Here is a 23,139-nt window from a genome sequence, read left to right as displayed (position 1 = left end):
TTTTACGCCATCAACATCTTCACTACCGCTTTGCGCACCTTCGCCGGGGCGCCTACGGCGCACAGCGGTTTATGCACTTCACCGGGATAAAACACCACAAAATCCCCTTCGTTGAGGATCACCGTTTTCTCCTGCTGGCCTTCGGCAAGAAAAGCGATGTCTTTCTCCGCCAGCCAGTCGGTCTGTGGCTCTCCTGCCGGTAAGGCACTGAAAGTCATCCCCTCGATGCCGCGGAGCACAATCTGGATATCGAGATAGCGGGCATGATATTCCGCCCGGCGCGCGGCCTGCGGCTCAGTGGTATCTTCGGAAATCAGATAAAACAGGTTATTGCCGTCGATATCGTGTTTACCCAGCGGCGTCGCCTCGTTGACATGGGCGATGACGTGCTCAATGGCCTCGCGCAGCGCGGCAGGCAGCCATGGCTGCAGATGGTGGATATTGCCAATAATCATCACTTACCTCGAATATAAAACAGCATTTCATTTTACTGTTTTATACCCCCATTGCCACTGCCATACCAGTACAGTTTCACGGTTCTTTGCGCTGGCGCACTTTTCTGCAGGCAAACGATTACCTGTTTGTGAATGAATCGCTTGATCGTCATAACGGTCTGCGTATAATGCCAGTCGTTTTGCCGGGAGGAAGCATGGCCAATTGCGTACGACATTCTGTCTTAGCGCGTCTGAACGCAGACGCTGGCCTGGCGTTTTTCTTTCCGTTGCTCATTGGATTCCCGAAGCCCCTTATTTAAGGGGCTTTTTTTTTGCCCAGGCGTCAGGAGATAAGCATGGCTAACCCGCTATATCAAAAACATATCATTTCCATAAACGATCTCAGCCGCGAAGACCTCGAACTGGTGCTGGCGACTGCGGCAAAGCTGAAAGCCAATCCGCAACCCGAGCTGCTGAAGCATAAGGTTATCGCCAGCTGTTTCTTTGAAGCCTCGACTCGTACCCGTCTCTCTTTTGAAACCTCGATGCACCGTCTGGGTGCCAGCGTGGTCGGCTTTTCTGACAGCGCCAACACCTCGCTGGGCAAAAAAGGGGAAACCCTGGCGGATACCATCTCCGTCATCAGCACCTACGTTGACGCCATCGTGATGCGCCATCCGCAGGAGGGCGCCGCGCGCCTGGCGACCGAATTTTCCGGCGGCGTGCCGGTGCTGAACGCCGGCGACGGCGCCAACCAGCATCCGACCCAGACCCTGCTCGATCTGTTCACTATTCAGGAGACCCAGGGACGCCTCGAGAACCTCAACGTGGCGATGGTCGGCGATCTGAAATACGGCCGTACCGTCCACTCCCTGACCCAGGCGCTGGCGAAATTCAGCGGCAACCGCTTCTACTTCATCGCCCCGGACGCGCTGGCCATGCCGCAGTACATCCTCGATATGCTGGATGAAAAAGGTATCGCCTGGAGCGTGCATAGCGCCATCGACGATGTGATGGCGGAAGTGGATATTCTGTACATGACCCGCGTGCAGAAAGAGCGTCTGGATCCGTCGGAATACGCCAACGTGAAAGCGCAGTTCGTCCTGCGCGCCGCCGACCTCGAAGGGGCGCGCGCCAACATGAAGGTGCTGCACCCACTGCCGCGCATTGACGAAATCACCACCGATGTCGATAAAACGCCGCACGCCTGGTACTTCCAGCAGGCCGGCAATGGCATCTTCGCCCGCCAGGCGTTACTGGCACTGGTACTGAATAGCGAGCTGGCACTGTAAGGGGGAAATGAGAGATGACACACGACAATAAACTGCAAGTAGAAGCCATTAAACGCGGCACCGTGATTGACCATATCCCGGCGCAGGTCGGCTTTAAGCTGCTCACCCTGTTCAAACTGACCGAAACCGACCAGCGTATCACCATCGGCCTGAACCTGCCCTCCGGTGAGATGGGCCGTAAAGATTTAATTAAAATCGAAAATACCTTCCTCACCGACGAGCAGGTCAACCAGCTGGCGCTGTACGCCCCGCAGGCGACAGTAAACCGCATTGATGAGTACGAAGTGGTGGGCAAATCCCGCCCGAGCCTGCCGGATCGCATCAACAGCGTGCTGGTCTGCCCGAACAGCAACTGTATCAGCCATGCTGAACCGGTTTCTTCCAGTTTTGCAGTGAAAAAACGCGCCGATGATATCGCACTCAAATGCAAATACTGTGAAAAAGAGTTTTCTCATTATGTGGTGCTGGCCAACTAAATGCGGTTGGTATTGGTGGTAGGCCTCCCTATAATGGCTACCACCCTACGCTTCGTCCTTCAGGCGGCGTCTGCGCCGGCGGCACAGCGCTTACCCTCTGGCGGCAACCTGAATGATTTTGCGTAACATTACTCAGTTCATCTGGAGATAACATGAGCAAAACTATTGCGACGGAAAATGCACCAGCAGCAATTGGCCCATACGTTCAGGGCGTTGACCTGGGCAGCATGATCATCACCTCTGGCCAGATCCCGGTCGACCCGAAAACCGGCAGCGTCCCGGAAGACGTGTCCGCGCAGGCGCGCCAGTCGCTGAACAACGTGAAAGCGATCGTTGAAGCTGCAGGCCTGACCGTCGGCGACATCGTCAAGACCACCGTTTTCGTGAAAGATCTCAACGATTTCGCTACCGTTAACGCCACCTACGAAGCGTTCTTCACCGAGCACAATGCCACCTTCCCGGCGCGCTCCTGCGTGGAAGTCGCACGTCTGCCGAAAGACGTGAAGATCGAGATCGAAGCCATCGCGATCCGTCGCTAATCGCTTCACTGCCCTCACCCCAGGCGCTTGCGTCATCCACGGGGTGGGGGAATTACCCTATTTTATCTTCGTTGCCCGCAACAGTTTCTCCAGCGGATAGACCGCCGCAATCACCAGTTCATCCTGGGTTTTCGCCGCACTATCCAGTTGCGCCTGAATGGAAGCGTACTCTTTATCGTCCAGCGTTCCCTGCCGTACCACCAGATCGGTCAAGCGCAGCCCCAGACTCGCCAGCTTATCAACCTGCTGCACAACGGGTTTCATCGCTGCCAGCTGATAGTTGCCGTCGGTCAGCGCCAGCGCATCGCCACTGTTGTTCTGCCAGCGGGTAAAGACGTGGCGCAGCGCATCAGCGCTCTCAGTATCCTCGGCATCGCTGATCAGCCGCTCCGCCCACTGATTCAGGCTGCGTACAGTGTCGCTCTCCGCCGGTAGCGCATCGGCCAGCCGGTTAAGCGGTTCGAATTGATGATAATTGTTCGCCTGGAACTTCAGGTGCTGGCGGGTGTAGTAGTGCGCTGGCTCCAGCGCCTCGGCGAGGATCTGCAGCGCCAGCGTATGGCCGCTGTTCGCCAGCCGGGTGAACTGCTCCAGTTGCTGGGCATGTTGCTGCAAGCCGACGGAGACCGTTGACCAGCTATCCATCGCCTGCAGGCGCTGATACATATTGTCGCTGTCTTTGACGTCCTCGGCCGACCAGAGCCGCTCCGCCACCGCAAAAGCCCGCGGCCACAGCTTGATGTCGATCACCGGCGCGGCGACGTTCTCCGCCCACAGCGCCGCCTCACCGCCGAGCAGATTCTTCTGTTGCTGCGCGTCGGGCAGCGTCGGCTGAATGCCCTCCGGCACAGCGTCCAGCCGCTTGCCGTCAACCGGATAGCGCGTGTTGCCGAGGAGGAAGTAGCCGCCGAGCGTGTCGTCGTTAATGGTCAGCACCGGGCGGGTTTCCCCCATCCAGGTATCGACGCGGAATGTCACCTGATTGTCGCCCAGCCATTCGATATCCTGCACCGCGCGGCGTGATTTACCTTTAAAATCAATAAATCCGCGCCAGCCGCTATCGCCTTTTACCAGCGTAAAGCTGCCCTCTACCGCGCTGCCCTTCAGGCGCGACATCGAAAACTGCCAGCTCTGAGCGCTGTCGCTATCAGTTATCGTATCCACACCGTTGAGCCCCTGCGGAATAATTTCATTACGATAGTGATAAGCGGTGTACTGCGGCTGATCGAGATAAAAACCGGTGGAGAGAATGCCGCGATAGCCGTGTTTAGCGACGTCGCCCAATGCGTCCTGCCCCTGCCACGACTGGATCAGAATGCTCTTCGGCAAATCAGGATGGTAAATCTCATCCCAGCCGACCATCTGCCGGTGATGTTTTTCGAGTAGCGTCTCCAGCCGCCGGTTGAAGTACGCCTGCAGCGCGTGGCTGTCCGCCAGCCCCTTCTCTTTGAGGAATTTCTGGATGGCCGGATTGGCGCGCCACTGGCTGTCATCCACTTCATCGCCGCCAATATGCAGATACGGATCGGGGAAGATAGCCGTCAGTTCGCTGACCATCGCCTCGGCAAAGGCGTAGGTCGCTTCTTTCGTCGGATCGAGTACCGGTTTCAGCACGCCCCAGTGGCGCTCCATCGCATAGGGTCCCGGCGCGCTCGTCAGTTCCGGATAAGCCACGGCGATCGCCGAGGCGTGTCCCGGCATATCGATTTCCGGCACCACGCGAATGCCGCGTTCGGCGGCGTAGCGCACGATATCTTTCATCTGCGCCTGGGTATAAAACAGGCCGTCGCTGGCCTGCTGCTGCAGCTTCGGATAGCGGCTGGAGGCGAAACGCCAGCCCTGATCGTCGGTCAGATGCCAGTGCAGCACGTTAAGCTTTGCTGCCGCCATGCCATCAATCTGCCTTTTGAGCGCCGACAGCGGCATAAAGTGGCGGGCGGAATCCAGCAGCAGTCCGCGCCACGGAAAGCGCGGCGCATCATCAATAGTGACGTAAGGAATAGTGGTGCCGTCAGGGCCGTTTTGCACCAGCTGCAGCAACGTTTCCATGCCGCGCAGCGCGCCAAAACGCGTATTCGCTTTCAGGGTAGCGCCCTCAGCGTTAACCTCGAGCTGATAGCTTTCGTCGCTATCCGGCTGCGGCAGGAAAGGCACTTTCTTACTGACGATAACGTTAATGGTTGGGCTTTTCGCCGGCGCCGTCTGCGGCTGTAGCGTCCAGCCCGTTTGCCGCGCAAGGCGTTCTCGCCAGCGGTTAGCCGCCTCGCCCAGATCGTCGCCGCTGACGTTGAGCGTTAGCTGATTATTTAGCGCCAGCGCCCCCTGCGCCTGCGGGCGCTCCACATGGGCGGGCCACGGCATCAGCGGCAGATCGCCGGCCGGGGCGGCAAGCGCCATGCTGCTCAGTACTATTCCGCTGGTTAGCAGACTGTAACGCACGGTGTTAAGCATCAATGTTCCTTTTTATGACGGGCCAAAAAAAAGCAAAACATTGGGTTAACATGCGCACAAAATTGCGTCAACACATGGCGATGACGGACTTCACAACTTGATGAGATTTAAGAGAAATACCGGTAAGCCCCTCTGCCGAACGGCAAAGGGGCGAAACCATTACTGCCAGCCGTAGCGACGGCTGTAGAACCCTTTGACGGTTTGGGTCAACACCATGTAGCCCGCCAGGATCACCACCAGCCACGGGAAGTAGCTCAGCGGCAGCGCCTGCAGCTGCAGGTAGCCCGCCAGCGGCGAGAACGGCAGCGCAATGCCCACGGCCATCACCACCAGCGTCATGGCGAACAGTGGCCACGCGGCGCGGCTCTGAACGAACGGAATACGCCGGGTGCGGATCATGTGCACAATCAGCGTCTGCGACAGCAGCCCTTCAATAAACCAGCCGGACTGGAACAGAGTCTGCATCTCCACTGTATTGGCGTGGAACACCCACCACATCAGGCCGAAGGTGAGGATATCGAAAATCGAGCTGATCGGTCCGAAGAAGACCATAAAGCGCCCGAGATCGGCCGGGTTCCAGCGCTGCGGTTTACGGATCTGCTCATCATCGACGTTATCGAACGGGATCGCCACCTGGGAGACATCGTACAGCAGGTTCTGAATCAACAGGTGCAGCGGCAGCATCGGCAGAAACGGCAGGAAGGCGCTGGCCACCAGCACGCTAAAGACGTTGCCGAAGTTGGAGCTGGCGGTCATTTTGATGTACTTGAGCATGTTGGCGAAAGTGCGGCGGCCTTCGATCACCCCCTCCTCCAGCACCATCAGGCTTTTTTCCAGCAGAATGATATCCGCCGCCTCGCGGGCGATATCCACCGCGCCATCAACCGAGATGCCAATATCCGCCGCGCGTAACGCTGGGGCGTCGTTGATGCCGTCGCCCATAAAGCCCACCACGTGACCTTCGCGTTTCAGCAGCGTCACGATGCGCTCTTTATGCAGCGGCGCCAGGCGCGCGAACAGCGTAGTGCGTTTCGCCAGCGCTGCCAGGTCGTCGTCGCTCATGGCTTCAATCTGGCTGCCAATCACCACTTCGCCCGCATCCAGCCCCACTTCATGGCACACCTTCGCCGCCACCAGTTCGCTATCGCCGGTGAGGATTTTCACCGTGATGCCGCTGGCCTTCAGCGCCTTCAGCGCCGGGGCGGTGGTCTCTTTCGGCGGATCGAGGAAGGCGATATAGCCTTCGAGGATCAGGTCGGATTCATCGGCGCGCTGGTAGTCGCCTTCGCGCGCCGGCAGGTATTTGGTCGCCACCGCCACCACCCGCAGTCCCTGACGGTTCAGGGTATCGGTCACCCGGCGGATGCGGCGCAGCATGGTGTCGTCCAGCGGTACGATTTCGCCGTTATAGCGCACCTGAGTAGAGACGTTGAGGATCTCCTGCAGCGCCCCTTTACAGATCAGCTGATGCGCGTCGTCCTGCTCTTTCACCACCACCGACATGCGGCGGCGTTCGAAGTCGAACGGGATCTCATCCACCTTTTGCCAGCGCTCTGCAAGGCCGCGGGCGGCCTCTAGCTCCACCCCTTCCAGCACCGCGGTATCGAGCAGGTTTTTCAGCCCGGTCTGGTAATGGCTGTTGAGCCAGGCGGTATGCAGCACTCTCTCGCTGGACTTCCCGGAGACATCGGTGTGGTTCTCCAGCACGATCTTGTCCTGAGTCAGGGTGCCGGTTTTATCGGTGCAGAGAATATCCATCGCACCAAAGTTCTGAATGGCGTCGAGGTGTTTGACGATCACTTTTTGTTTCGACAGCTTCACCGCCCCGCGCGCCAGCGTCGAGGTGACGATCATCGGCAGCATCTCCGGCGTCAGGCCGACCGCCACCGACAGCGCGAACAGCGCCGCTTCCCACCAGTCGCCTTTGGTGTAGCCATTAATCAACAGCACCACCGGGGCCATCACCAGCATAAAGCGGATCAGCAGCATGCTGACCCGGCTGATGCCCTTCTGGAAGGCGTTCGGTTCGCTCTCCTGCTCGCTGACGCGCCCGGCCAGCTGGCCGAACCAGGTGTTGCCGCCGGTGGCGTAGACGATGGCCTGCGCCGAGCCGCTCACCACGTTGGTCCCCATAAAGCACAGGGTGTCGCATTCCAGCGGGTTCTGCTGCAGCGGGTCGCGACTGCGCGCGACTTTCTCCACCGGCAGCGATTCGCCGGTCAGCGAGGCCTGAGCGACAAACAGATCGCGTGCCTGAATAATGCGCAGGTCCGCCGGGATCATATCTCCCGCCGACAGCTTGACGATATCTCCTGGCACCAGTTGGTCGATGGGCAGTTCAAGCCAGCGGCTCTCTCCCTGCTCGTTCACCACCCGCAGCACCGTGGCGGTATTGCTGACCATCGCCTTTAGCGCATCCGCCGCTTTGGTCGAGCGCGCTTCCTGGATGAAGTTAAGCAGCGTCGAGATGCCGACCATCAGCGCGATAACGCCCGCGGCGAACAGATCTTCGGTGGAATAGGAGACGATGCCGAGCACCGTCAGCAGCAGGTTGAACGGGTTGCGATAGCAGGTCCACAGATGCACCCACCACGGCGAGGGCTTCTGCGCCGGGATCTGGTTGTCACCATGTTTGAGGATCTTTGCCGCCACTTCGCCTTCATTGAGCCCTTCAGGGTGGCTGTCAAAGGCGCGCCAGATCTCCTGGTCATCCATCGCCGCAACGTCCAGGCAGCGCTTGCCGAGCGAGTCCGGGATCGGCACGCTGGTCAGGTTACGGGCATCAGGCAGCGGATCGCGCTGGACCAAACGGCGTGGCAGATGGCGGCTAAGCTGCGCGAACAGCTGCCGGGTATAATTCTTCAACATAAACAGTCCCTCCGCGCTCGCGCGAGCGAACGCAGCGTTGCCAACAGGCGTAGCAAAGCCTACCTGTCAGGCATGTAATTTTTATGGCAGGGACATCAAGGACGTCACTGCTTTACGCTTTCCGGTAAAGCAGTGTTAAACAGGCTTACCGGAAAGAAAGGTTGCTCCATCGAGGATGAGGAGTGGGATCGGGGTCCATAAATTCTCCGGTAAGTGAATATAAACGGCGCGGATTATAACGCGCTCGTTGAGACATGTGTGGCATTTATGGCGATGATAAGCCCGCGCAACTAAACCGAACGTAAACCAGACTTTGCTCATTGCGGTTTGGTTGAGTAGCATTAGGCTCACTTCTACCATCCCTGACGAGAATTCCGCATGCAGAACCGGCTGACCATCAAAGATATCGCGCGTTTAAGCGGCGTAGGAAAATCGACGGTATCCCGCGTCCTCAACAACGAGAGCGGGGTCAGCGAACGGACCCGCGAGCGTGTCGAAGCGGTGATGCAGAAGCACGGTTTCTCCCCTTCCCGCTCCGCCCGCGCCATGCGCGGCCAGAGCGATAAAGTGGTGGCGATTATCGTCACCCGTCTGGATTCCCTGTCGGAAAACCTTGCCGTGCAGACCATGCTGCCCGCCTTTTATGAGCAGGGTTACGATCCGATTATGATGGAGAGTCAGTTCTCTCCTGGACTGGTGGAAGAGCATCTCGGCATGCTCGCCCGGCGTAATATTGACGGCGTGGTGCTGTTCGGATTTACCGGCATTGATGAGGCGATGCTCGCCCCCTGGCGCGATACGCTGGTGCTGATGGCCCGCGACGCTCCCGGTTTCGCCTCGGTGTGCTATGACGACGAAGGCGCCATCACGCTGCTGATGCAGCGACTCTACGATCGCGGACATCGCCACATCAGTTTTCTTGGCGTCCCGCACAGCGACGTCACCACCGGAGAACGCCGCCATCTCGCCTACCTCGCCTTCTGTAAAAAGCATCGCCTGACGCCCACCGCCGCTCTGCCGGGCTTGGGCATGAAGCAGGGGTATGATACCGTCGCCAGCGTGCTGACGGCCGAAACCAGCGCCCTGGTCTGCGCGACGGATACCCTCGCCCTCGGCGCCAGCAAGTATCTCCAGCAGCAGGGCCGCGCTGCGCTGCAGCTCGCCAGCGTCGGCAGCACGCCGCTGATGAAGTTTCTCCACCCGGAAATCTTGACCGTCGATCCCGGCTATGCCGAGTCCGGACGCCGGGCCGCCCGGCAGTTGATCGAGCAGATCGCCGGCAGCGTCGATCCCCGCCAGATCGTGATTCCCGCCGCCCTGAATTAATCTCGTTCGGACGATTTATGTGATCGTCGCCGGGTTTCGGGAACGTTCCCATTTTGCAAATCAAACGAAACGGTTAGGATGCCCTCAAGGTAAAAAACGGCATCTCTCCCCTCTGTTTTTGAGGCTTCATCATGAGCAAAGTAAACCAGCAGGACATCGATAAACTGATCGAACTGGTGGGCGGGCGCGGCAACATCGCCACCGTCAGCCACTGTATTACCCGTTTGCGCTTTGTGCTGAACGACCCGGCCATCGCCAAACCAAAAGAGATTGAACAGCTGCGCATGGTGAAGGGATGCTTCACTAACGCCGGGCAGTTCCAGGTGGTCATCGGCACCGAGGTGGGCGATTACTACAAGGCCCTGCTGGCTACCACCGGCCAGACCTCCGCCGATAAAGAGCAGGTCAAGCAGGCCGCGCGGCAAAATATGAAGTGGCATGAGCAGTTGATCTCGCACTTTGCCGAGATCTTCTTCCCGCTGCTGCCGGCGCTAATCAGCGGCGGTCTGATCCTCGGTTTCCGTAACGTCATCGGCGACTTACCCATGAGCAACGGCCAGACGCTGGCTCAGATGCACCCGTCGCTGAAAACCATCTATGACTTCCTGTGGCTGATTGGCGAAGCGATCTTCTTCTATCTGCCGGTGGGGATCTGCTGGTCAGCAGTGAAGAAGATGGGCGGCACGCCGATCCTCGGGATCGTCCTTGGAGTCACCCTGGTTTCCCCGCAGCTGATGAACGCCTATCTCCTCGGCCAGCAGGTGCCGGAGGTGTGGAATTTCGGCCTGTTTACGATTGCCAAAGTCGGCTACCAGGCGCAGGTGATCCCGGCCCTGCTGGCGGGCCTGACGCTCGGCTTTATCGAGACGCGCCTCAAGCGCATCGTGCCTGACTACCTCTACCTGGTCATTGTCCCGGTCTGCTCGCTGATCCTCGCGGTGTTCCTGGCGCACGCCATCATTGGTCCGTTCGGCCGCCTGATCGGCGACGGCGTGGCCTTCGCGGTACGCCACCTGTTAACCGGCAGCTTTGCGCCGATCGGCGCCGCGTTGTTCGGCTTCCTCTACGCGCCGCTGGTGATTACCGGTGTCCACCAGACCACCCTCGCTATCGATATGCAGATGATCCAGAGCATGGGCGGCACCCCGGTGTGGCCGCTGATTGCGCTGTCCAACATTGCCCAGGCATCGGCGGTGGTCGGCATTATTATTGCCAGCCGTAAACAGAATGAACGCGAAATCTCGGTGCCGGCGGCAATCTCTGCTTACCTCGGGGTTACCGAACCAGCGATGTACGGTATCAACCTGAAGTACCGCTTCCCGATGCTGTGCGCGATGATCGGCTCCGGCCTCGCCGGCCTGCTGTGCGGCCTGAACGGCGTGCTGGCGAACGGCATCGGCGTCGGCGGCCTGCCGGGCATCCTCTCCATCCAGCCAACCTACTGGCAGGTGTACGCCATGGCGATGGCTATTGCGGTGGTGGTGCCGATTATCCTGACCACCGTGGTGTATCAGCGCAAGTACCGTCAGGGCACCTTGCAGATTGTCTAACTTCTTCTTTCGGGGCGCCTTTGGCGCCCCTCGTTGCAGCAGGAAAGCACTATGAATCATCTTCCCCACTGGTGGCAAAACGGCGTTATTTATCAAATCTATCCGAAGAGTTTTCAGGATACCACCGGCAGCGGTACCGGCGATCTGCGCGGCGTCACTTCCCGCCTCGACTATCTGCAGAAGCTTGGGGTCGACGCCATCTGGCTGACGCCGTTCTATGTCTCACCGCAGGTGGATAACGGCTACGATGTGGCGAACTACACCGCTATCGATCCCTCCTACGGCACGATGGCCGACTTTGACGCCCTGGTGGCGGAGGCGAAGGCCCGTGGTATCCGCATCGTGCTGGATATGGTACTGAACCATACCTCGACCGAGCATGAATGGTTCCGTCAGTCGCTGAATAAGGAGAGTCCCTACCGGCAGTTCTATATCTGGCGCGACGGCGAACCGGACGCGCTGCCGAACAACTGGCGCTCCAAATTTGGCGGCAACGCCTGGCAGTGGCACGCCGACAGCGGGCAGTATTATCTGCACCTGTTCGCCATTGAACAGGCGGATCTCAACTGGGAGAACCCGGCGGTACGCGCTGAGCTGAAAAAGGTCTGCGAATTCTGGGCCGACCGCGGCGTCGACGGTCTGCGCCTCGACGTCGTCAACCTGATCTCGAAAGACCAGACCTTCCCCTGCGATGCGGAGGGTGATGGCCGCCGCTTCTACACTGACGGCCCGCGGGTGCATGAATTCCTGCAGGAGATGAGCCGCGATGTCTTTACTCCCCGTAACCTGATGACCGTCGGCGAGATGTCCTCCACCTCGCTGGAGCACTGCCAGCAGTACGCCGCGCTGGACGGCCGCGAGCTGTCGATGACCTTTAACTTCCACCATTTAAAGGTCGATTATCCCGGCGGTGAAAAATGGACCCTCGCCCGCCCGGACTATGTGGCGCTGAAAGCGCTGTTCCGCCACTGGCAGCAGGGGATGCACAATCGGGCGTGGAACGCGCTGTTCTGGTGTAACCACGATCAGCCGCGCATCGTGTCGCGCTTTGGCGACGAAGGCGAGTACCGGGTGCCGGCGGCGAAGATGCTGGCGATGGTGCTGCACGGCATGCAGGGCACGCCCTATATCTATCAGGGCGAAGAGATCGGCATGACCAACCCGCACTTCAGCAACATCAGCGACTATCGCGACGTCGAAAGCCACAATATGTTTATCGAACGCGCAGCGCAGGGGCAAAGCCCGGACGAACTGCTGGCAATCCTCGCCAGTAAGTCGCGCGACAACAGCCGCACGCCGATGCCCTGGCACGCCGGCGAGAACGGCGGCTTTAGCGACGGTGAGCCGTGGATCGGCCTTGGCGATAATTACCAAGAGATCAACGTTGAGGCGGCGCTGGCGGACCCCGATTCGGTGTTTTATGCCTATCAGCAGCTGATTACGCTGCGTAAAACCCTGCCGCTGCTGACCTGGGGCGATTACCAGGATCTCCTGCCGGAACATCCATCGCTGTGGTGCTATCGCCGTCAGTGGCAGGGGCAGACTCTGGTGGTCGCCGCCAACCTGAGCCGTGAGTTCCAGCCATGGCAGCCGCCAGAAATGTCCGGCGACTGGCGGGTACTGATTGGTAACTATGCGGAAACGTCCAACCGCCCGGCGGCAATGACGCTGCGGCCATTCGAAGCGGTATGGTGGTTGCAGGAGTAAAGCTTTTCCCCGGTGGCGCTACGCTCACCGGGGCTACCGGTTCGTGGGGCTGGAGATTACGCGCGGTCAGCGTCAGGAAGGATAACGCTCGCTTGCGGCTGCGTCGAAGCGTGCTCTTCTTTTGCCTTCAGCCGATCCCAGGCGCGGAAAAACGGATAATAGACCACCAGCGAAATGGCTAAATTCACTACCTGCAGCACCGTGCCGGAGATATGACCACCAGTCGCCAGATAGCCGCTGATGAAAATTGGCGTGGTGAACGGCAGTGCAATCCCCGCAGGCGGTGCCACCAGCCCGATGGCCATCGCGGTATAGGAAACGATCACCAGCAGCACCGGGGTTAAAATAAACGGCAGGAAAAAGTAGGGGTTCATCACCAGAGGGATACCGAATACCATCGGTTCGCTGATATTAAATAGCGCTCCCGGCGCGGCGATTTTCCCCAGCTGTTTCATCTGCTGACTTCGGCTACGCAGCAGCATAAAAATCACCAGCCCCAGCAGCGCGCCGGTACCACCGGGGGCAATCCACAGGTCGTAAAATTGCTGGGTAATGATATGCGGGATCGGCTGGCCGTTCTGAAAGGCCGTCAGGTTCTCTGACATATTCGACAGCCACACCGGCTGGATAAACACCAGCACAATCGCGTCGCCGTGCAGGCCCAGCGTCCACAAAATACCAATCACAATCACCGAAATAATCATCCCCGGCAGCGTACCGCCGACGTGATGCATCGGAATACCGATCAGGGTGGCGATCATGCTGTTGATGTCGCCGAACGGCGAGGCCTCAACCGCCAGGCGCAGCGCCAGCACCACCGCCAGCACGCAGAAGCCGGGGATCAGCGCCAGGAACGATTTCGCCACCGCTGGCGGCACACCGTCCGGCATGCGGATAACGAGATTGCGGCTGGCGACCAAACGGTAAATCTCCGTCGACAGCAGCGAAATGACGATGGCGACGAACAGCCCCTGACTGCCGACCATACTCACCGGGATCACCCCTTTAATCACCTCCGCCGCACCGTGTACCGGGGTAAACAGCGTATTCTGCGGAATCGTCATCATGAAGGCCACCAGCGACATGGCCCCGGCGCTCAGCGGATCGAGGGTACGGTACTTCTCCGCCAGCCGGTAGGCGATGCCGAAGCTGGAAATGAGCGCCATGATGTCGTAGGTCGCTTTCACCGGGTACAGCATTTTATCGCGCCAGACGTCGCCAAACAGGCCGCTCATCATGTCGGCATAGCCGGGGATCGGCAGGTAGGCGAAAATCAGGAAAAACGAGCCAATCAGCATAAACGGCATATTCAGAATGATGCCATCGCGTACCGACAGGACGTGCTTTTGCCCGGCGATTTTCAGCGCCGCCGGCATGACGTAACGTTCAATCCAGCTTGTATTCGACATGGTGTGCTCCCGAGGGAAATAGCGGTCAGTTAAATTGCGTCAGCCATTGACGGTTTATTGTTAACACTTCATCCAGCAGCGCCTGGGCATCGGTGACGTTCCCGACCAGCGGGTTGGTCACCAGCGCCAGCAGCGCGCTTTCGCGGCAGCCATGTACCGCGGCTTCAATCGTCAGCCGCTCAAAGGCTTTCACCTGCTGGGTCAGGCCGTTCATCGCCGGCGGCAGCGGACCGAACGCCAGCGGCCGCGCCCCTTGTGCATCAATAATGCTGTTGGTTTCCACTACCGCATCATCATCCAGGCCGTGAATCGCGCCGTTGTTGCGGGTGTTTACCACCATCTCCGTGCCCAGGTTATTGTGTATCGCGTTGATAAGCTCAACGGCCACTTCCGAGTAGTAAGCGCCGCCGCGAAAGCTCAGTTGCTCTGGTTTTTCTTCCAGCTGCGGGTCGGCATATAACTCAAACAGCGCCTGCTCGACCTTCATCACCTGCTCGGCGCGGGTGCCTTTGGTTTTCGCTGCGGCGATCTCTTCCGCCAGCATCGCCGGCGTCAGCCAGAAATAGCGATGATAAGGGCACGGAATCGCCTTCAGCGCGCGTAAGAATTCCGCTGGCCACGGCAGTTCTTTAATGTTGTTCATCGACAGCGCCTTGCCGTCGCACAGCATGTCGATTACCTTGCCGGTCACATCCTCACGCCCCTGCATCACCTTATGCACCCAGACCATATGGTTGAGCCCGGCAAAGCGCAGTTTCACTTCGGACGCCTGCGCGCCCAACATGCCGACGATCATGTGCTGCATGTTGATCGGCACGTTGCACAGGCCGATGATCTTCGCCTTGCTATAGCGACTAACTGCCTCAGTGACGATCCCCGCCGGGTTAGTAAAGTTGAGGATGAAAGCTTCCGGCGACAGCTGTTCCACTTTGCGCGCCACCTCAAGGATCACCGGGATCGTCCGCAGTGCCTTCGCGAATCCGCCAACGCCGGTAGTCTCCTGGCCCAACAGGTGATATTTGAGCCCCAACCGCTCATCGGCGGCGCGCGCCGCTAGCTGTCCGACACGCAGCTGAGTCAGTACAAAGCTGGCACCGCGAATCGCCTCATCAAGCGTAAAGTGGACGCTGACCGCCACCTGCTCCAGCCCTTTATGTTTCAACATCCGCCGGGTCAGCGCGGCAATGATCTCAACCTTTTCCCGGCCGGATTCGACATCCACCAGCGCCAGTTCTGTCACTGGAAGCTGCTCATAACGAACGATAATCCCTTCAATAAGCTCCGGCGTGTAGCTGCTACCGCCACCGATAACGGCGATTTTCAGTGCTTGCATAGTGACCTCTATTGGCATTTTTCGGCATGCAGAGCGCCGCGCGCGATCGCCAGGACCGCACGTGATGATGATAAAAAATAGGATGAGAAAATTAGTGTTCGAGTAGCGCCAGCGCTTTATCCAGCACCGCGGCGCCGCGCATCATGCCGTAGTCGGCCATATCGATCACCGCAACGGCTTTGCCCTGCGGCGCTGCCAGCGCGGTCAGACGTCCGGCTTCGTATTTGACCTGCGGCCCAAGCAGGATAACGTCGGCGTTCGGCAATTCGCGTTCAAATTCCGCCACTGCCACCGCGTAGATTTCCAGCGCCAGCGCGCGTTGCTGGGCCTCCGCTTTCATTTTATTCACCAGCATGCTGGTCGACATGCCTGCGGCACAACAGAGTACGATTCGTGGCATTGCGCTTCCCCTTGGCGTGTTTATCGCTTCAGCCCTCACGGCTAGTGCGACTATATTGTTAATATTGTGTGATAGTGAAGGCTATATGAAAATAATTTTCACCGATGTGATCGAGGCTCAATTTTTGCGCATCTTTTCCGCATCGGCATAACCATTCACAGTCACGACCATAGGAAATACCGAGCGCGGGTGCTATAAAGAGAGGCAGTCGATAATTGAAAAATATTTTCATTGCCGGGTTCTGCCAAAGGGAACATCAGGATGGATATCGTAGGTCAGTTGCAGGAAGGATTAGTCCGCTTTAGCGCTCAGGAGTCGCGCGTTGCCGCCTTTATTCTGGAAAATCTTAGTTTTACCGCCAGCGCCTCCATTGACGAGCTGGCCGCCAGCGCCGGAGTCAGTCCGGCGACCATCACCCGCTTCGCCCGCTCGGTAGGCTGCGATGATATTCGCGATTTACGTAAACAGCTGGCCCAGGCCAGCGAACGGCGCGCCAGCTGGCTAACGCCGGATAGCGCCGCCCTGCCCGTCGCCTGGCGCGATAAACTGAGCAGCCTCGGCGATACGCTAACCCGCCAGCTCGGCCATACCACGGAAGCGGCGGTGGAAAAGTGTAAATCGCGCCTGCTGAGCGCCCGCGCGGTGCACTGCTTCGCCCTTGGCACGCAGGATGTGACACTGGCCGCCCTGCTCCAGCATCAGCTGCTGCCCTCCGGCATCGCGATTAACCTCTGCCAGGATACGGCGCTGATGCGGATGACCGCCAGCACCCTCAATGACGATCACCTGCTGCTGGTGCTGGCCACGGCTGAGGCCAGCACCGTGTTGCAGAGCGCAACCCTGCAGGCGCGTACGCAAGGAGTGACCATTGTTGCCCTGACGCCGGAACAACACGCGCTTGCCGATATGGCCAGCATCATCCTTCCTCTCCCCGCCAACCCGTTGCAGGCCCGCTACGCCCTGCTGCTGCTGGTCGATCTGCTTAACGATACGTTGATTGCCTGAAAATTCTGCCCGCTCCATGCGTGAGCGGGCCCCATTTTTGCTTGTATTTTAAGCACCTAAATTTACATTTCGTGCCAGCGCCCATCATCCGTACTCTCACCTTTTTACCTTGTTCTGGGTCAATAAAATCGCAAACATCTTTGATGCAAATCACTACATATAGAACTTAAAATGCGTCCCGGCCCTACATGTTGTATTAATCGTCTATTATGTCACCATATCTTGTCGATGTCTGGCGGTGATGAGATGTGGATAAAACGGGCCGGATCTGAAGGCAAACGGCACTAGCCGTAGTGTGGCGCGTCTTTGGAATAACCTCCGCCTCTGTGGATAACCTGTTCTATATATGGAGTGATCATGACACCGCATGTGATGAAACGTGATGGCTGTAAAGTGCCGTTCAAGTCAGAGCGCATTCAGGAAGCAATTCTACGTGCAGCTAAAGCAGCGGGAGTCGATGACGCAGACTATTGCGCCACCGTCGCAGAAGTCGTTAGCCAGCAAATGCAGGGCCGCGCCCAGGTCGACATCAATGAGATCCAGACTGCGGTAGAAAACCAGCTGATGTCCGGCCCCTATAAGCAGCTGGCGCGCGCCTACATTGAGTATCGCCATGACCGTGATAGCCAGCGCGAAAAGCGCGGCCGTCTCAATCAGGAGATCCGCGGCCTCGTCGAGCAGACCAACTCCGCGCTGCTCAACGAAAATGCCAACAAGGACAGTAAAGTCATCCCGACCCAGCGCGACCTGCTGGCCGGTATCGTCGCCAAGCACTATGCGCGGCAACACCTGCTGCCCCACGATGTGGTGATGGCCCACGAGCGCGGCGTGATCCACTATCACGACCTCGATTACTCGCCCTTCTTCCCGATGTTCAACTGCATGCTGATCGACCTGAAAGGGATGCTGACCCAGGGCTTTAAGATGGGCAACGCGGAGATCGAGCCGCCGAAGTCTATCTCTACCGCCACCGCGGTGACGGCGCAGATCATCGCCCAGGTCGCCAGCCATATTTATGGCGGCACCACCATCAACCGTATCGATGAAGTGCTGGCGCCGTTCGTCACTGAAAGCTTCAAAAAGCATCGTAAAATCGCCGAAGAGTGGCAGATCCCGGACGCCGAAGGCTATGCCCGCGCCCGTACCGAAAAAGAGTGCTACGACGCCTTCCAGTCGCTGGAATATGAGGTCAACACGCTGCATACCGCCAACGGTCAGACGCCGTTTGTCACCTTTGGTTTCGGCCTCGGCACCAGTTGGGAATCGCGGTTGATCCAGCAGTCGATTCTGCGTAACCGTATCGCCGGCCTCGGTAAAAATCGCAAAACCGCGGTGTTCCCGAAACTGGTGTTCGCCATTCGCGACGGTCTGAACCATAAGTTCGGCGACCCGAACTACGACATCAAACAGCTGGCACTGGAATGCGCCAGCAAGCGCATGTACCCGGATATCCTCAACTACGATCAGGTGGTGAAAGTCACCGGGTCATTTAAAACGCCGATGGGCTGCCGCAGCTTCCTCGGGGTGTGGGAAAACGAGAACGGCGAGCAGGTGCATGACGGCCGCAACAATCTCGGCGTGATTAGCCTCAACCTGCCGCGTATCGCCCTGGAAGCGAAAGGCGACGAAGCCGCCTTCTGGGCGCTGCTGGACGAGCGCCTGCAGCTGGCGCGCAAAGCGCTGATGACCCGTATTGCCCGTCTGGAAGGAGTGAAGGCCCGCGTGGCACCGATCCTGTATATGGAAGGGGCCTGCGGCGTGCGGCTGAAAGCCGACGATGATGTCTCCGAGATCTTCAAAAACGGCCGCGCGTCCATCTCACTGGGCTATATCGGTATCCATGAGACCATCAATGCGCTGTACGGCAATCAACATATGTACGACAGCAAGGCGCTGCGTGAGAAAGGTGTAGCCATCGTCCAGCGCCTGCGCGACGCCGTCGATTTGTGGAAGGAAGAGACCGGCTACGGCTTTAGCCTGTACAGCACGCCGAGCGAAAACCTGTGCGACCGCTTCTGCCGTCTCGACACCGCCGAGTTTGGCGTGGTGGAGGGCGTGACCGATAAAGGTTACTACACCAACAGCTTCCACCTTGACGTCGAGAAGAAGGTCAACCCGTACGACAAGATCGATTTCGAAGCGCCGTACCCGCCGCTGGCCAACGGCGGCTTCATTTGCTACGGCGAGTACCCGAACATCCAGCACAACCTGAAGGCGCTGGAAGACGTGTGGGATTACAGCTATGAGCACGTGCCGTACTACGGCACCAATACGCCGATCGATGAATGCTACGAGTGCGGTTTTACCGGCGAGTTCGAGTGCACCAGCAAGGGCTTTACCTGCCCGAAATGCGGTAACCACGACGCTGCCCGCGTGTCGGTTACTCGTCGGGTATGCGGTTATCTCGGCAGCCCGGACGCGCGTCCGTTCAACGCCGGCAAGCAGGAAGAAGTGAAGCGCCGCGTTAAGCACCTGGGCAATGGGCAGATCGGTTAAATACCAATGCGCTTTTCCCGGATAGCGGCGCGCAGCGCCTTATCCGGGCTACTGTTTTGCACCGTCCGGTAGCCCGGGTAAGGCGGAACGCCGCGACCCGGGAAATGGCCGCATTCCTTCGTTTTCGCAAAGCAATTAGCGTCAGAGCAAGGCGGCAAACGAGGGAATTCCCGGGAGCGTACATTCAGTACGTGACTGGGGTGAGCGAGCGCAGCCAACGCGGCTATGGCGTTAATTGAGAAGCGAAAAATGAATTACCATCAGTACTACCCGGTAGATATTGTCAACGGCCCCGGCACCCGTTGCACCCTGTTTGTTTCCGGCTGCGTCCACGAGTGCCCCGGCTGCTACAACAAAAGCACCTGGCGGGTGAACTCCGGTATGCCGTTTACCACCGGGATGGCCGACCGCATCATTGCCGACCTCAACGATACCCGCATCAAGCGCCAGGGGATTTCACTCTCCGGCGGCGATCCGCTGCATCCGCAAAACATCGCGGAGATCCTCAAACTGGTTCAGCGCGTGCGCGCCGAATGCCCCGGCAAAGATATCTGGGTCTGGACCGGCTATAAACTGGATGAGCTGAATGAGGCGCAGATGCAGGTGGTGAACCTGATCAACGTGCTGGTCGACGGTAAGTTTGTGCAGGATTTAAAAGACCCGGCGCTGATCTGGCGCGGTAGCAGCAACCAGGTGGTACATCATTTGCGTTAATCCCCTCCGTCAGCCTCTCAAAACCGGCTGACGCACTCCATCGCCACCGTTTTAAACTCATCGAAGCTGCGGGTCGCGGCGAGGCGGCTCATGGCGCGCTCGCGCAGGAAGGTGACGAAGATATCGTAGATGGCCATCGCCTCTTCATACTCGCGCTTACTGATGGCGAGCAGAAAAATGATATGGGCGGTTTCGTCGCCCCAGGCGATGCCCTGCGGGGCGATAACGGTATAGACCACCGTCTTTTTGGCCAGCAGTCCCAGGGAGTGCGGCAGCGCAATGCCATCGCCGAGCATGGTGCTGACAATCGCCTCACGCTCGACCACCGAAGCATGAAACTCGGCGTCAACAAAGCCTTCCTGCTGCAGCTGCTGGCACAGCTCAGCGAACAGCATTTGCTGATCCATCGGCTTATCGACCACCCGGAAGTGGGCGGCATCGAAGTACTTATTCAGCATCCATGGACGGGTACGGTCCACCAGCACCAGCTTGCCGATCTGATCCAGCTGATAGTCGGTGGGAAACGGCGCGATGGTCACCACCGGTTTGTCTTTTTCGCTGATGCGCACCGTGGAGATAACAAAATCCGCCTCGATCGCTTCCCGCTGTTCGTATTCGCGCTGGGAAATCGTAGCGGCGATCTCCAGCTGCGGATATTTGCGCTGCAGGATCGCTTCGATCATCCGCACCATCGCATTGCTGGTATCGCACACCAGCAACACCTGCGGTTGACGCTGGTAGCCGATGTTGTAATGGCGCTCCAGCCCGACGCCGATATGCAGCACCAGGAAGCCAATTTCGTTTTCGCTGATGGTATAAGGCGTGTACTTCCCCCAGCTGGAAACCGCGGCGAGGGTCATATCCCAGGCCATCGGGTAGTGCTGTTTGATGTTATCCAGCAGCGGATTGGGGATCATTATCTGATAGCGCACGCGGGTGATCATGGTCTTAATGTGGGTCAGCAGATCGGCGTGCAGCTGGGCGTCGTCCAGCAGGTTGTAGTTATACTGGCTGTTGATGTAGCGCAGAATGTAATTCACCAGCGCTTCGTCGTCGTCGGCGCTGATGGTTTCCGGGTCGACGTCCTGCACCTGACGGGCGGCGAGATGCACGCACAGCCACTCTTCTTCGGCGGGCGAGAAGGGCTTTCCGGCCAGCCGCTGTAGCTCTCCCGCCAAATCGCGCGCGGCGTCGCGGACGTTTTGCGCCACATCTTCGGCGCTGAAATCGGCCAGCGGATAGCCTTCGCTGACGCGGCGCACCACCACTGCGCCGTACAGGCAGATAAAGCGCTCACCGACATCAGTGAGGCGAATATGGTGCCGGGTGAGCGTCTCCTGCAGCATCGGCTCCAGCAGCGCAGGCACTTCCGCCTCCAGCGCCTCGGCGCCGATCAGCGGATTGATACCGCCCTGCAGGGTTAACTCCCACAGCAGATCGGTCAGGCAGGCGCGAATCGACACTTCGCTGCCGAACAGCTTCATGCCGTGGCGCGGGCGGGTTTCAAGGGTGAGCTGATAGCGCTGAAAGCGCTCGCGCACCTCGACCATATCATTTTGCAGCGTCGCGCGACTGACGAACCACTCATCCGCCAGGTCTTCCAGTTTGATAGAGAACGCCGACGTCAGGAAGCGCACCAGCAGAAACGTAATGCGATCCTGGGCGGTTCGCGGCACGTGCTGCGTCTTAGGCGCGGTCGCCTCCAGCGCCTGAAAGCTCGCCGGGTTATCAATTTTCAGTTGATAACCGCTGCCGCGGTTGAGGATAAACTGCGCGCCATACTGCGCCAGTAGCGCATTCAGGGCGGTAATATCGGCGCGCACGGTACGGGTGGAAACCGACAGCCGCTGCGCCAGCTCATCCTGCGGCAGCGTTTCATTCCGCAGCAGGGTGAAGAGTTGCGCTAAGCGTTGGTTGGGAAATCGCATGTCAGTTCCTTGTGGTTACGGCTCAGGGTTGGGCGGATATCACCATCTGCGATGGGCTACCGACCGGCGTGTAGTCGGAGGCAAAGGTTAATTTGCCATCCTTCGGCGCCACGCTAAAACGGGTAATATTATCGCTACGCTGGTTCATGACGTACAGCCACTGCCCCTGATTATCCAGGGTCAGCGTACGGGGGTAATCCCCACGCGTCCAGATATCTTCCTGGTGGCTCAGGCGGCCATCCGCCAGCACGCTAAAGTGGGCGATGCTGTTGTGCAGGCGGTTGGCGACGTACAGCTGCTTGCCGTCGTTGCTCAGCGCCAGGCCGGCGGCAAAGCTGGTACCCTTATACTCTTTCGGCAGCGCGGAGACGGTTTTGCCTTCGCGCAGCAGGCCGCTTTGCTTATCCAGATGGTAGAAAGTCAGCGTCGACGCTTCTTCGTTGATCAGCCACAGGCCGTCGCCCTTTGGCGTAAAGACGAAGTGGCGTGGGCCGGCGCCCGGCGACGAAGCGGCGATGAACGGCGGATCGTTCGGCGTCAGCTTACCGCTGGCGCTATCCAGCCGGTACTGATAGATCCGATCCAGCCCCAGATCGGTGGAGTAAACAAATTTCCCGCTGGGATCGGCGGCGATCATATGGGCGTGCGGGCCATTGTGATCGCTGATGGCGAAGCTGCCCTCGACGGCCGCCGCCGGGCGTTCGGCGCCTGCCGGGCCTTCATCCTGATGCTTGTCCACTGCCTCGCCCAGGCTACCATCTTCTTTCACCGGTAGCACCGCGATACTCCCGCTGACGTAGTTGGCCACCAGCAGATGTTTACCATCCGGTGTCAGGGAGAGATACACCGGCCCGGCGCCGCCGGAGGCAACCTGGCTGAGTGCGGTCAACTCACCATTCTTCTCAATGCGCCACGCCTGCACGACGCCTTTTTCGACTTCACTGGCGGCATACAGCGTTTTGCCATCGCGCGACACGGTCAGCTGCGCGACGTTTGGCAACGCGCTCACCAGCGCCCTGTCATGCAGCGCACCGGTGTTGGCATCGACGGTAAAGCGGTACAGACCTTCGCCATTGGGATTATAGGTACCTACCCAGGCATAGTGGGTTTGCGCGGCGCCCGCGGCGGCGGCAAACAGGGACAGTGAAGCGACAAGCAGATGACGAGCGACAGGCATAGCAACTCCTTGATGGTTCAGTGGGGGATGTTTA

20 protein-coding genes and 1 pseudogene are annotated in these 23,139 nt (G+C 58.9%); 12 read left to right on the top strand and 9 right to left on the bottom strand.

Translation table 11 applies throughout. The features are described 5' to 3' along the window. Window positions 1–2 precede the first annotated feature (2 nt). A complete protein-coding gene (locus tag CWM61_RS11450) occupies window positions 3–455 on the bottom strand; it encodes a YhcH/YjgK/YiaL family protein (RefSeq protein ID WP_061155962.1) in 453 nt (150 codons plus the stop codon). Between the two features lie 194 nt (window positions 456–649). Here CWM61_RS11450 and CWM61_RS11445 point away from each other — a divergent pair, with 194 nt between their 5' ends. The 5 genes from CWM61_RS11445 (at window position 650) to ridA (ending at window position 2,741) form a co-directional block, all read left to right on the top strand. After that, the gene (locus CWM61_RS11445) at window positions 650–754 is read left to right on the top strand and encodes a pyrBI operon leader peptide (protein WP_012969080.1); all 105 of its coding nucleotides are present in this window, start codon (window positions 650–652) and stop codon (window positions 752–754) included. After that, a complete protein-coding gene (locus tag CWM61_RS30130; protein WP_227650304.1) occupies window positions 729–788 on the top strand; it encodes a pyrBI operon leader peptide in 60 nt (19 codons plus the stop codon). The genes CWM61_RS11445 and CWM61_RS30130 overlap by 26 nt, the downstream gene beginning before the upstream one ends. 2 nt (window positions 789–790) lie before the next feature. Next, the gene (gene pyrB / locus CWM61_RS11440) at window positions 791–1,726 is read left to right on the top strand and encodes an aspartate carbamoyltransferase (RefSeq protein WP_100631254.1); all 936 of its coding nucleotides are present in this window, start codon (window positions 791–793) and stop codon (window positions 1,724–1,726) included. Window positions 1,727–1,740: 14 nt separating this feature from the next. Next, window positions 1,741–2,202, top strand: a complete 462-nt coding sequence (gene pyrI / locus CWM61_RS11435) for an aspartate carbamoyltransferase regulatory subunit (RefSeq protein ID WP_061155964.1) — start codon at window positions 1,741–1,743, stop codon at window positions 2,200–2,202. A gap of 152 nt (window positions 2,203–2,354) precedes the next feature. Then, window positions 2,355–2,741, top strand: a complete 387-nt coding sequence (gene ridA, locus CWM61_RS11430) for a 2-iminobutanoate/2-iminopropanoate deaminase (RefSeq protein WP_061155965.1) — start codon at window positions 2,355–2,357, stop codon at window positions 2,739–2,741. Between the two features lie 57 nt (window positions 2,742–2,798). Here the strand turns inward: ridA and CWM61_RS11425 are convergent, their stop codons facing one another. The 3 genes from CWM61_RS11425 to mgtL all read right to left on the bottom strand — a co-directional run bounded on the left by CWM61_RS11425 (window position 2,799) and on the right by mgtL (window position 8,259). Beyond that, complete coding sequence (locus CWM61_RS11425; protein ID WP_100631253.1) at window positions 2,799–5,192, bottom strand: beta-N-acetylhexosaminidase; 2,394 nt, start codon at window positions 5,190–5,192, stop codon at window positions 2,799–2,801. A 159-nt stretch (window positions 5,193–5,351) separates the two neighbouring features. Further along, window positions 5,352–8,060, bottom strand: a complete 2,709-nt coding sequence (gene mgtA / locus CWM61_RS11420; protein ID WP_074387242.1) for a magnesium-translocating P-type ATPase — start codon at window positions 8,058–8,060, stop codon at window positions 5,352–5,354. A 145-nt stretch (window positions 8,061–8,205) separates the two neighbouring features. Beyond that, the gene (mgtL, locus tag CWM61_RS30125) at window positions 8,206–8,259 is read right to left on the bottom strand and encodes a mgtA regulatory leader peptide MgtL (RefSeq protein WP_219340445.1); all 54 of its coding nucleotides are present in this window, start codon (window positions 8,257–8,259) and stop codon (window positions 8,206–8,208) included. A gap of 179 nt (window positions 8,260–8,438) precedes the next feature. Here mgtL and treR point away from each other — a divergent pair, with 179 nt between their 5' ends. From treR to treC, 3 genes are all read left to right on the top strand, one after another. Continuing rightward, a complete protein-coding gene (treR, locus tag CWM61_RS11410) occupies window positions 8,439–9,386 on the top strand; it encodes a trehalose operon repressor TreR (protein ID WP_100631252.1) in 948 nt (315 codons plus the stop codon). A 131-nt stretch (window positions 9,387–9,517) separates the two neighbouring features. Further along, window positions 9,518–10,936, top strand: coding sequence for a PTS trehalose transporter subunit IIBC (treB, locus tag CWM61_RS11405; RefSeq protein ID WP_008807131.1), 1,419 nt, complete (start codon window positions 9,518–9,520; stop codon window positions 10,934–10,936). Window positions 10,937–10,987: 51 nt separating this feature from the next. Then, entirely contained in the window at window positions 10,988–12,643 is a 1,656-nt protein-coding gene (gene treC / locus CWM61_RS11400) for an alpha,alpha-phosphotrehalase (protein WP_074387244.1), read from the top strand. A gap of 56 nt (window positions 12,644–12,699) precedes the next feature. Here the strand turns inward: treC and celB are convergent, their stop codons facing one another. The 3 genes from celB to CWM61_RS11385 all read right to left on the bottom strand — a co-directional run bounded on the left by celB (window position 12,700) and on the right by CWM61_RS11385 (window position 15,785). Beyond that, complete coding sequence (gene celB / locus CWM61_RS11395; RefSeq protein ID WP_074387245.1) at window positions 12,700–14,052, bottom strand: PTS cellobiose transporter subunit IIC; 1,353 nt, start codon at window positions 14,050–14,052, stop codon at window positions 12,700–12,702. Window positions 14,053–14,077: 25 nt separating this feature from the next. After that, entirely contained in the window at window positions 14,078–15,385 is a 1,308-nt protein-coding gene (locus tag CWM61_RS11390; RefSeq protein WP_100631251.1) for a 6-phospho-beta-glucosidase, read from the bottom strand. 91 nt (window positions 15,386–15,476) lie between these two features. After that, window positions 15,477–15,785 carry a PTS sugar transporter subunit IIB gene (locus CWM61_RS11385; RefSeq protein WP_012737232.1) on the bottom strand — a complete coding sequence of 103 codons (309 nt, stop codon included), beginning with the start codon at window positions 15,783–15,785 and terminating at the stop codon, window positions 15,477–15,479. Between the two features lie 85 nt (window positions 15,786–15,870). Here CWM61_RS11385 and CWM61_RS11380 point away from each other — a divergent pair. From CWM61_RS11380 to nrdG, 4 genes and pseudogenes are all read left to right on the top strand, one after another. Next, window positions 15,871–16,059, top strand: a pseudogene (locus CWM61_RS11380) (hypothetical protein). Continuing rightward, entirely contained in the window at window positions 16,047–16,790 is a 744-nt protein-coding gene (locus CWM61_RS11375) for a MurR/RpiR family transcriptional regulator (RefSeq protein WP_074387247.1), read from the top strand. The pseudogene CWM61_RS11380 and the gene CWM61_RS11375 overlap by 13 nt, the downstream one beginning before the upstream one ends. Before the next feature lie 357 nt (window positions 16,791–17,147). Further along, a complete protein-coding gene (gene nrdD / locus CWM61_RS11370) occupies window positions 17,148–19,286 on the top strand; it encodes an anaerobic ribonucleoside-triphosphate reductase (RefSeq protein WP_100631250.1) in 2,139 nt (712 codons plus the stop codon). Between the two features lie 249 nt (window positions 19,287–19,535). After that, window positions 19,536–20,000, top strand: coding sequence for an anaerobic ribonucleoside-triphosphate reductase-activating protein (gene nrdG, locus CWM61_RS11365; RefSeq protein WP_100631249.1), 465 nt, complete (start codon window positions 19,536–19,538; stop codon window positions 19,998–20,000). A 17-nt stretch (window positions 20,001–20,017) separates the two neighbouring features. Here the strand turns inward: nrdG and CWM61_RS11360 are convergent, their stop codons facing one another. Next, the gene (locus CWM61_RS11360) at window positions 20,018–21,928 is read right to left on the bottom strand and encodes a BglG family transcription antiterminator (protein WP_100631248.1); all 1,911 of its coding nucleotides are present in this window, start codon (window positions 21,926–21,928) and stop codon (window positions 20,018–20,020) included. Window positions 21,929–21,950: 22 nt separating this feature from the next. After that, window positions 21,951–23,105 carry a lactonase family protein gene (locus CWM61_RS11355; RefSeq protein ID WP_074387251.1) on the bottom strand — a complete coding sequence of 385 codons (1,155 nt, stop codon included), beginning with the start codon at window positions 23,103–23,105 and terminating at the stop codon, window positions 21,951–21,953. Window positions 23,106–23,139: the final 34 nt, after the last annotated feature.

Origin of the sequence: Klebsiella sp. K-Nf6, assembly GCF_002806655.1 — a bacterium.
GTDB lineage: Bacteria > Pseudomonadota > Gammaproteobacteria > Enterobacterales > Enterobacteriaceae > Klebsiella > Klebsiella variicola.
This window is presented reverse-complemented; position numbering and strand designations above follow the sequence as displayed.

Coding starts and splice junctions, on each gene's coding strand:
- CWM61_RS11360 (WP_100631248.1), bottom strand. CDS start 21,928: ATGCGATTTCCCAACCAACGCTTAGCGCAACTCTTCACCCTGCTGCGG.
- celB (WP_074387245.1), bottom strand. CDS start 14,052: ATGTCGAATACAAGCTGGATTGAACGTTACGTCATGCCGGCGGCGCTG.
- CWM61_RS11445 (WP_012969080.1), top strand. CDS start 650: ATGGCCAATTGCGTACGACATTCTGTCTTAGCGCGTCTGAACGCAGAC.
- mgtA (WP_074387242.1), bottom strand. CDS start 8,060: ATGTTGAAGAATTATACCCGGCAGCTGTTCGCGCAGCTTAGCCGCCAT.
- treB (WP_008807131.1), top strand. CDS start 9,518: ATGAGCAAAGTAAACCAGCAGGACATCGATAAACTGATCGAACTGGTG.
- pyrI (WP_061155964.1), top strand. CDS start 1,741: ATGACACACGACAATAAACTGCAAGTAGAAGCCATTAAACGCGGCACC.
- CWM61_RS11450 (WP_061155962.1), bottom strand. CDS start 455: ATGATTATTGGCAATATCCACCATCTGCAGCCATGGCTGCCTGCCGCG.
- CWM61_RS11355 (WP_074387251.1), bottom strand. CDS start 23,105: ATGCCTGTCGCTCGTCATCTGCTTGTCGCTTCACTGTCCCTGTTTGCC.
- CWM61_RS11385 (WP_012737232.1), bottom strand. CDS start 15,785: ATGCCACGAATCGTACTCTGTTGTGCCGCAGGCATGTCGACCAGCATG.
- treR (WP_100631252.1), top strand. CDS start 8,439: ATGCAGAACCGGCTGACCATCAAAGATATCGCGCGTTTAAGCGGCGTA.
- CWM61_RS11425 (WP_100631253.1), bottom strand. CDS start 5,192: ATGCTTAACACCGTGCGTTACAGTCTGCTAACCAGCGGAATAGTACTG.
- nrdG (WP_100631249.1), top strand. CDS start 19,536: ATGAATTACCATCAGTACTACCCGGTAGATATTGTCAACGGCCCCGGC.
- ridA (WP_061155965.1), top strand. CDS start 2,355: ATGAGCAAAACTATTGCGACGGAAAATGCACCAGCAGCAATTGGCCCA.
- treC (WP_074387244.1), top strand. CDS start 10,988: ATGAATCATCTTCCCCACTGGTGGCAAAACGGCGTTATTTATCAAATC.
- CWM61_RS11390 (WP_100631251.1), bottom strand. CDS start 15,385: ATGCAAGCACTGAAAATCGCCGTTATCGGTGGCGGTAGCAGCTACACG.
- nrdD (WP_100631250.1), top strand. CDS start 17,148: ATGACACCGCATGTGATGAAACGTGATGGCTGTAAAGTGCCGTTCAAG.
- CWM61_RS11375 (WP_074387247.1), top strand. CDS start 16,047: ATGGATATCGTAGGTCAGTTGCAGGAAGGATTAGTCCGCTTTAGCGCT.
- pyrB (WP_100631254.1), top strand. CDS start 791: ATGGCTAACCCGCTATATCAAAAACATATCATTTCCATAAACGATCTC.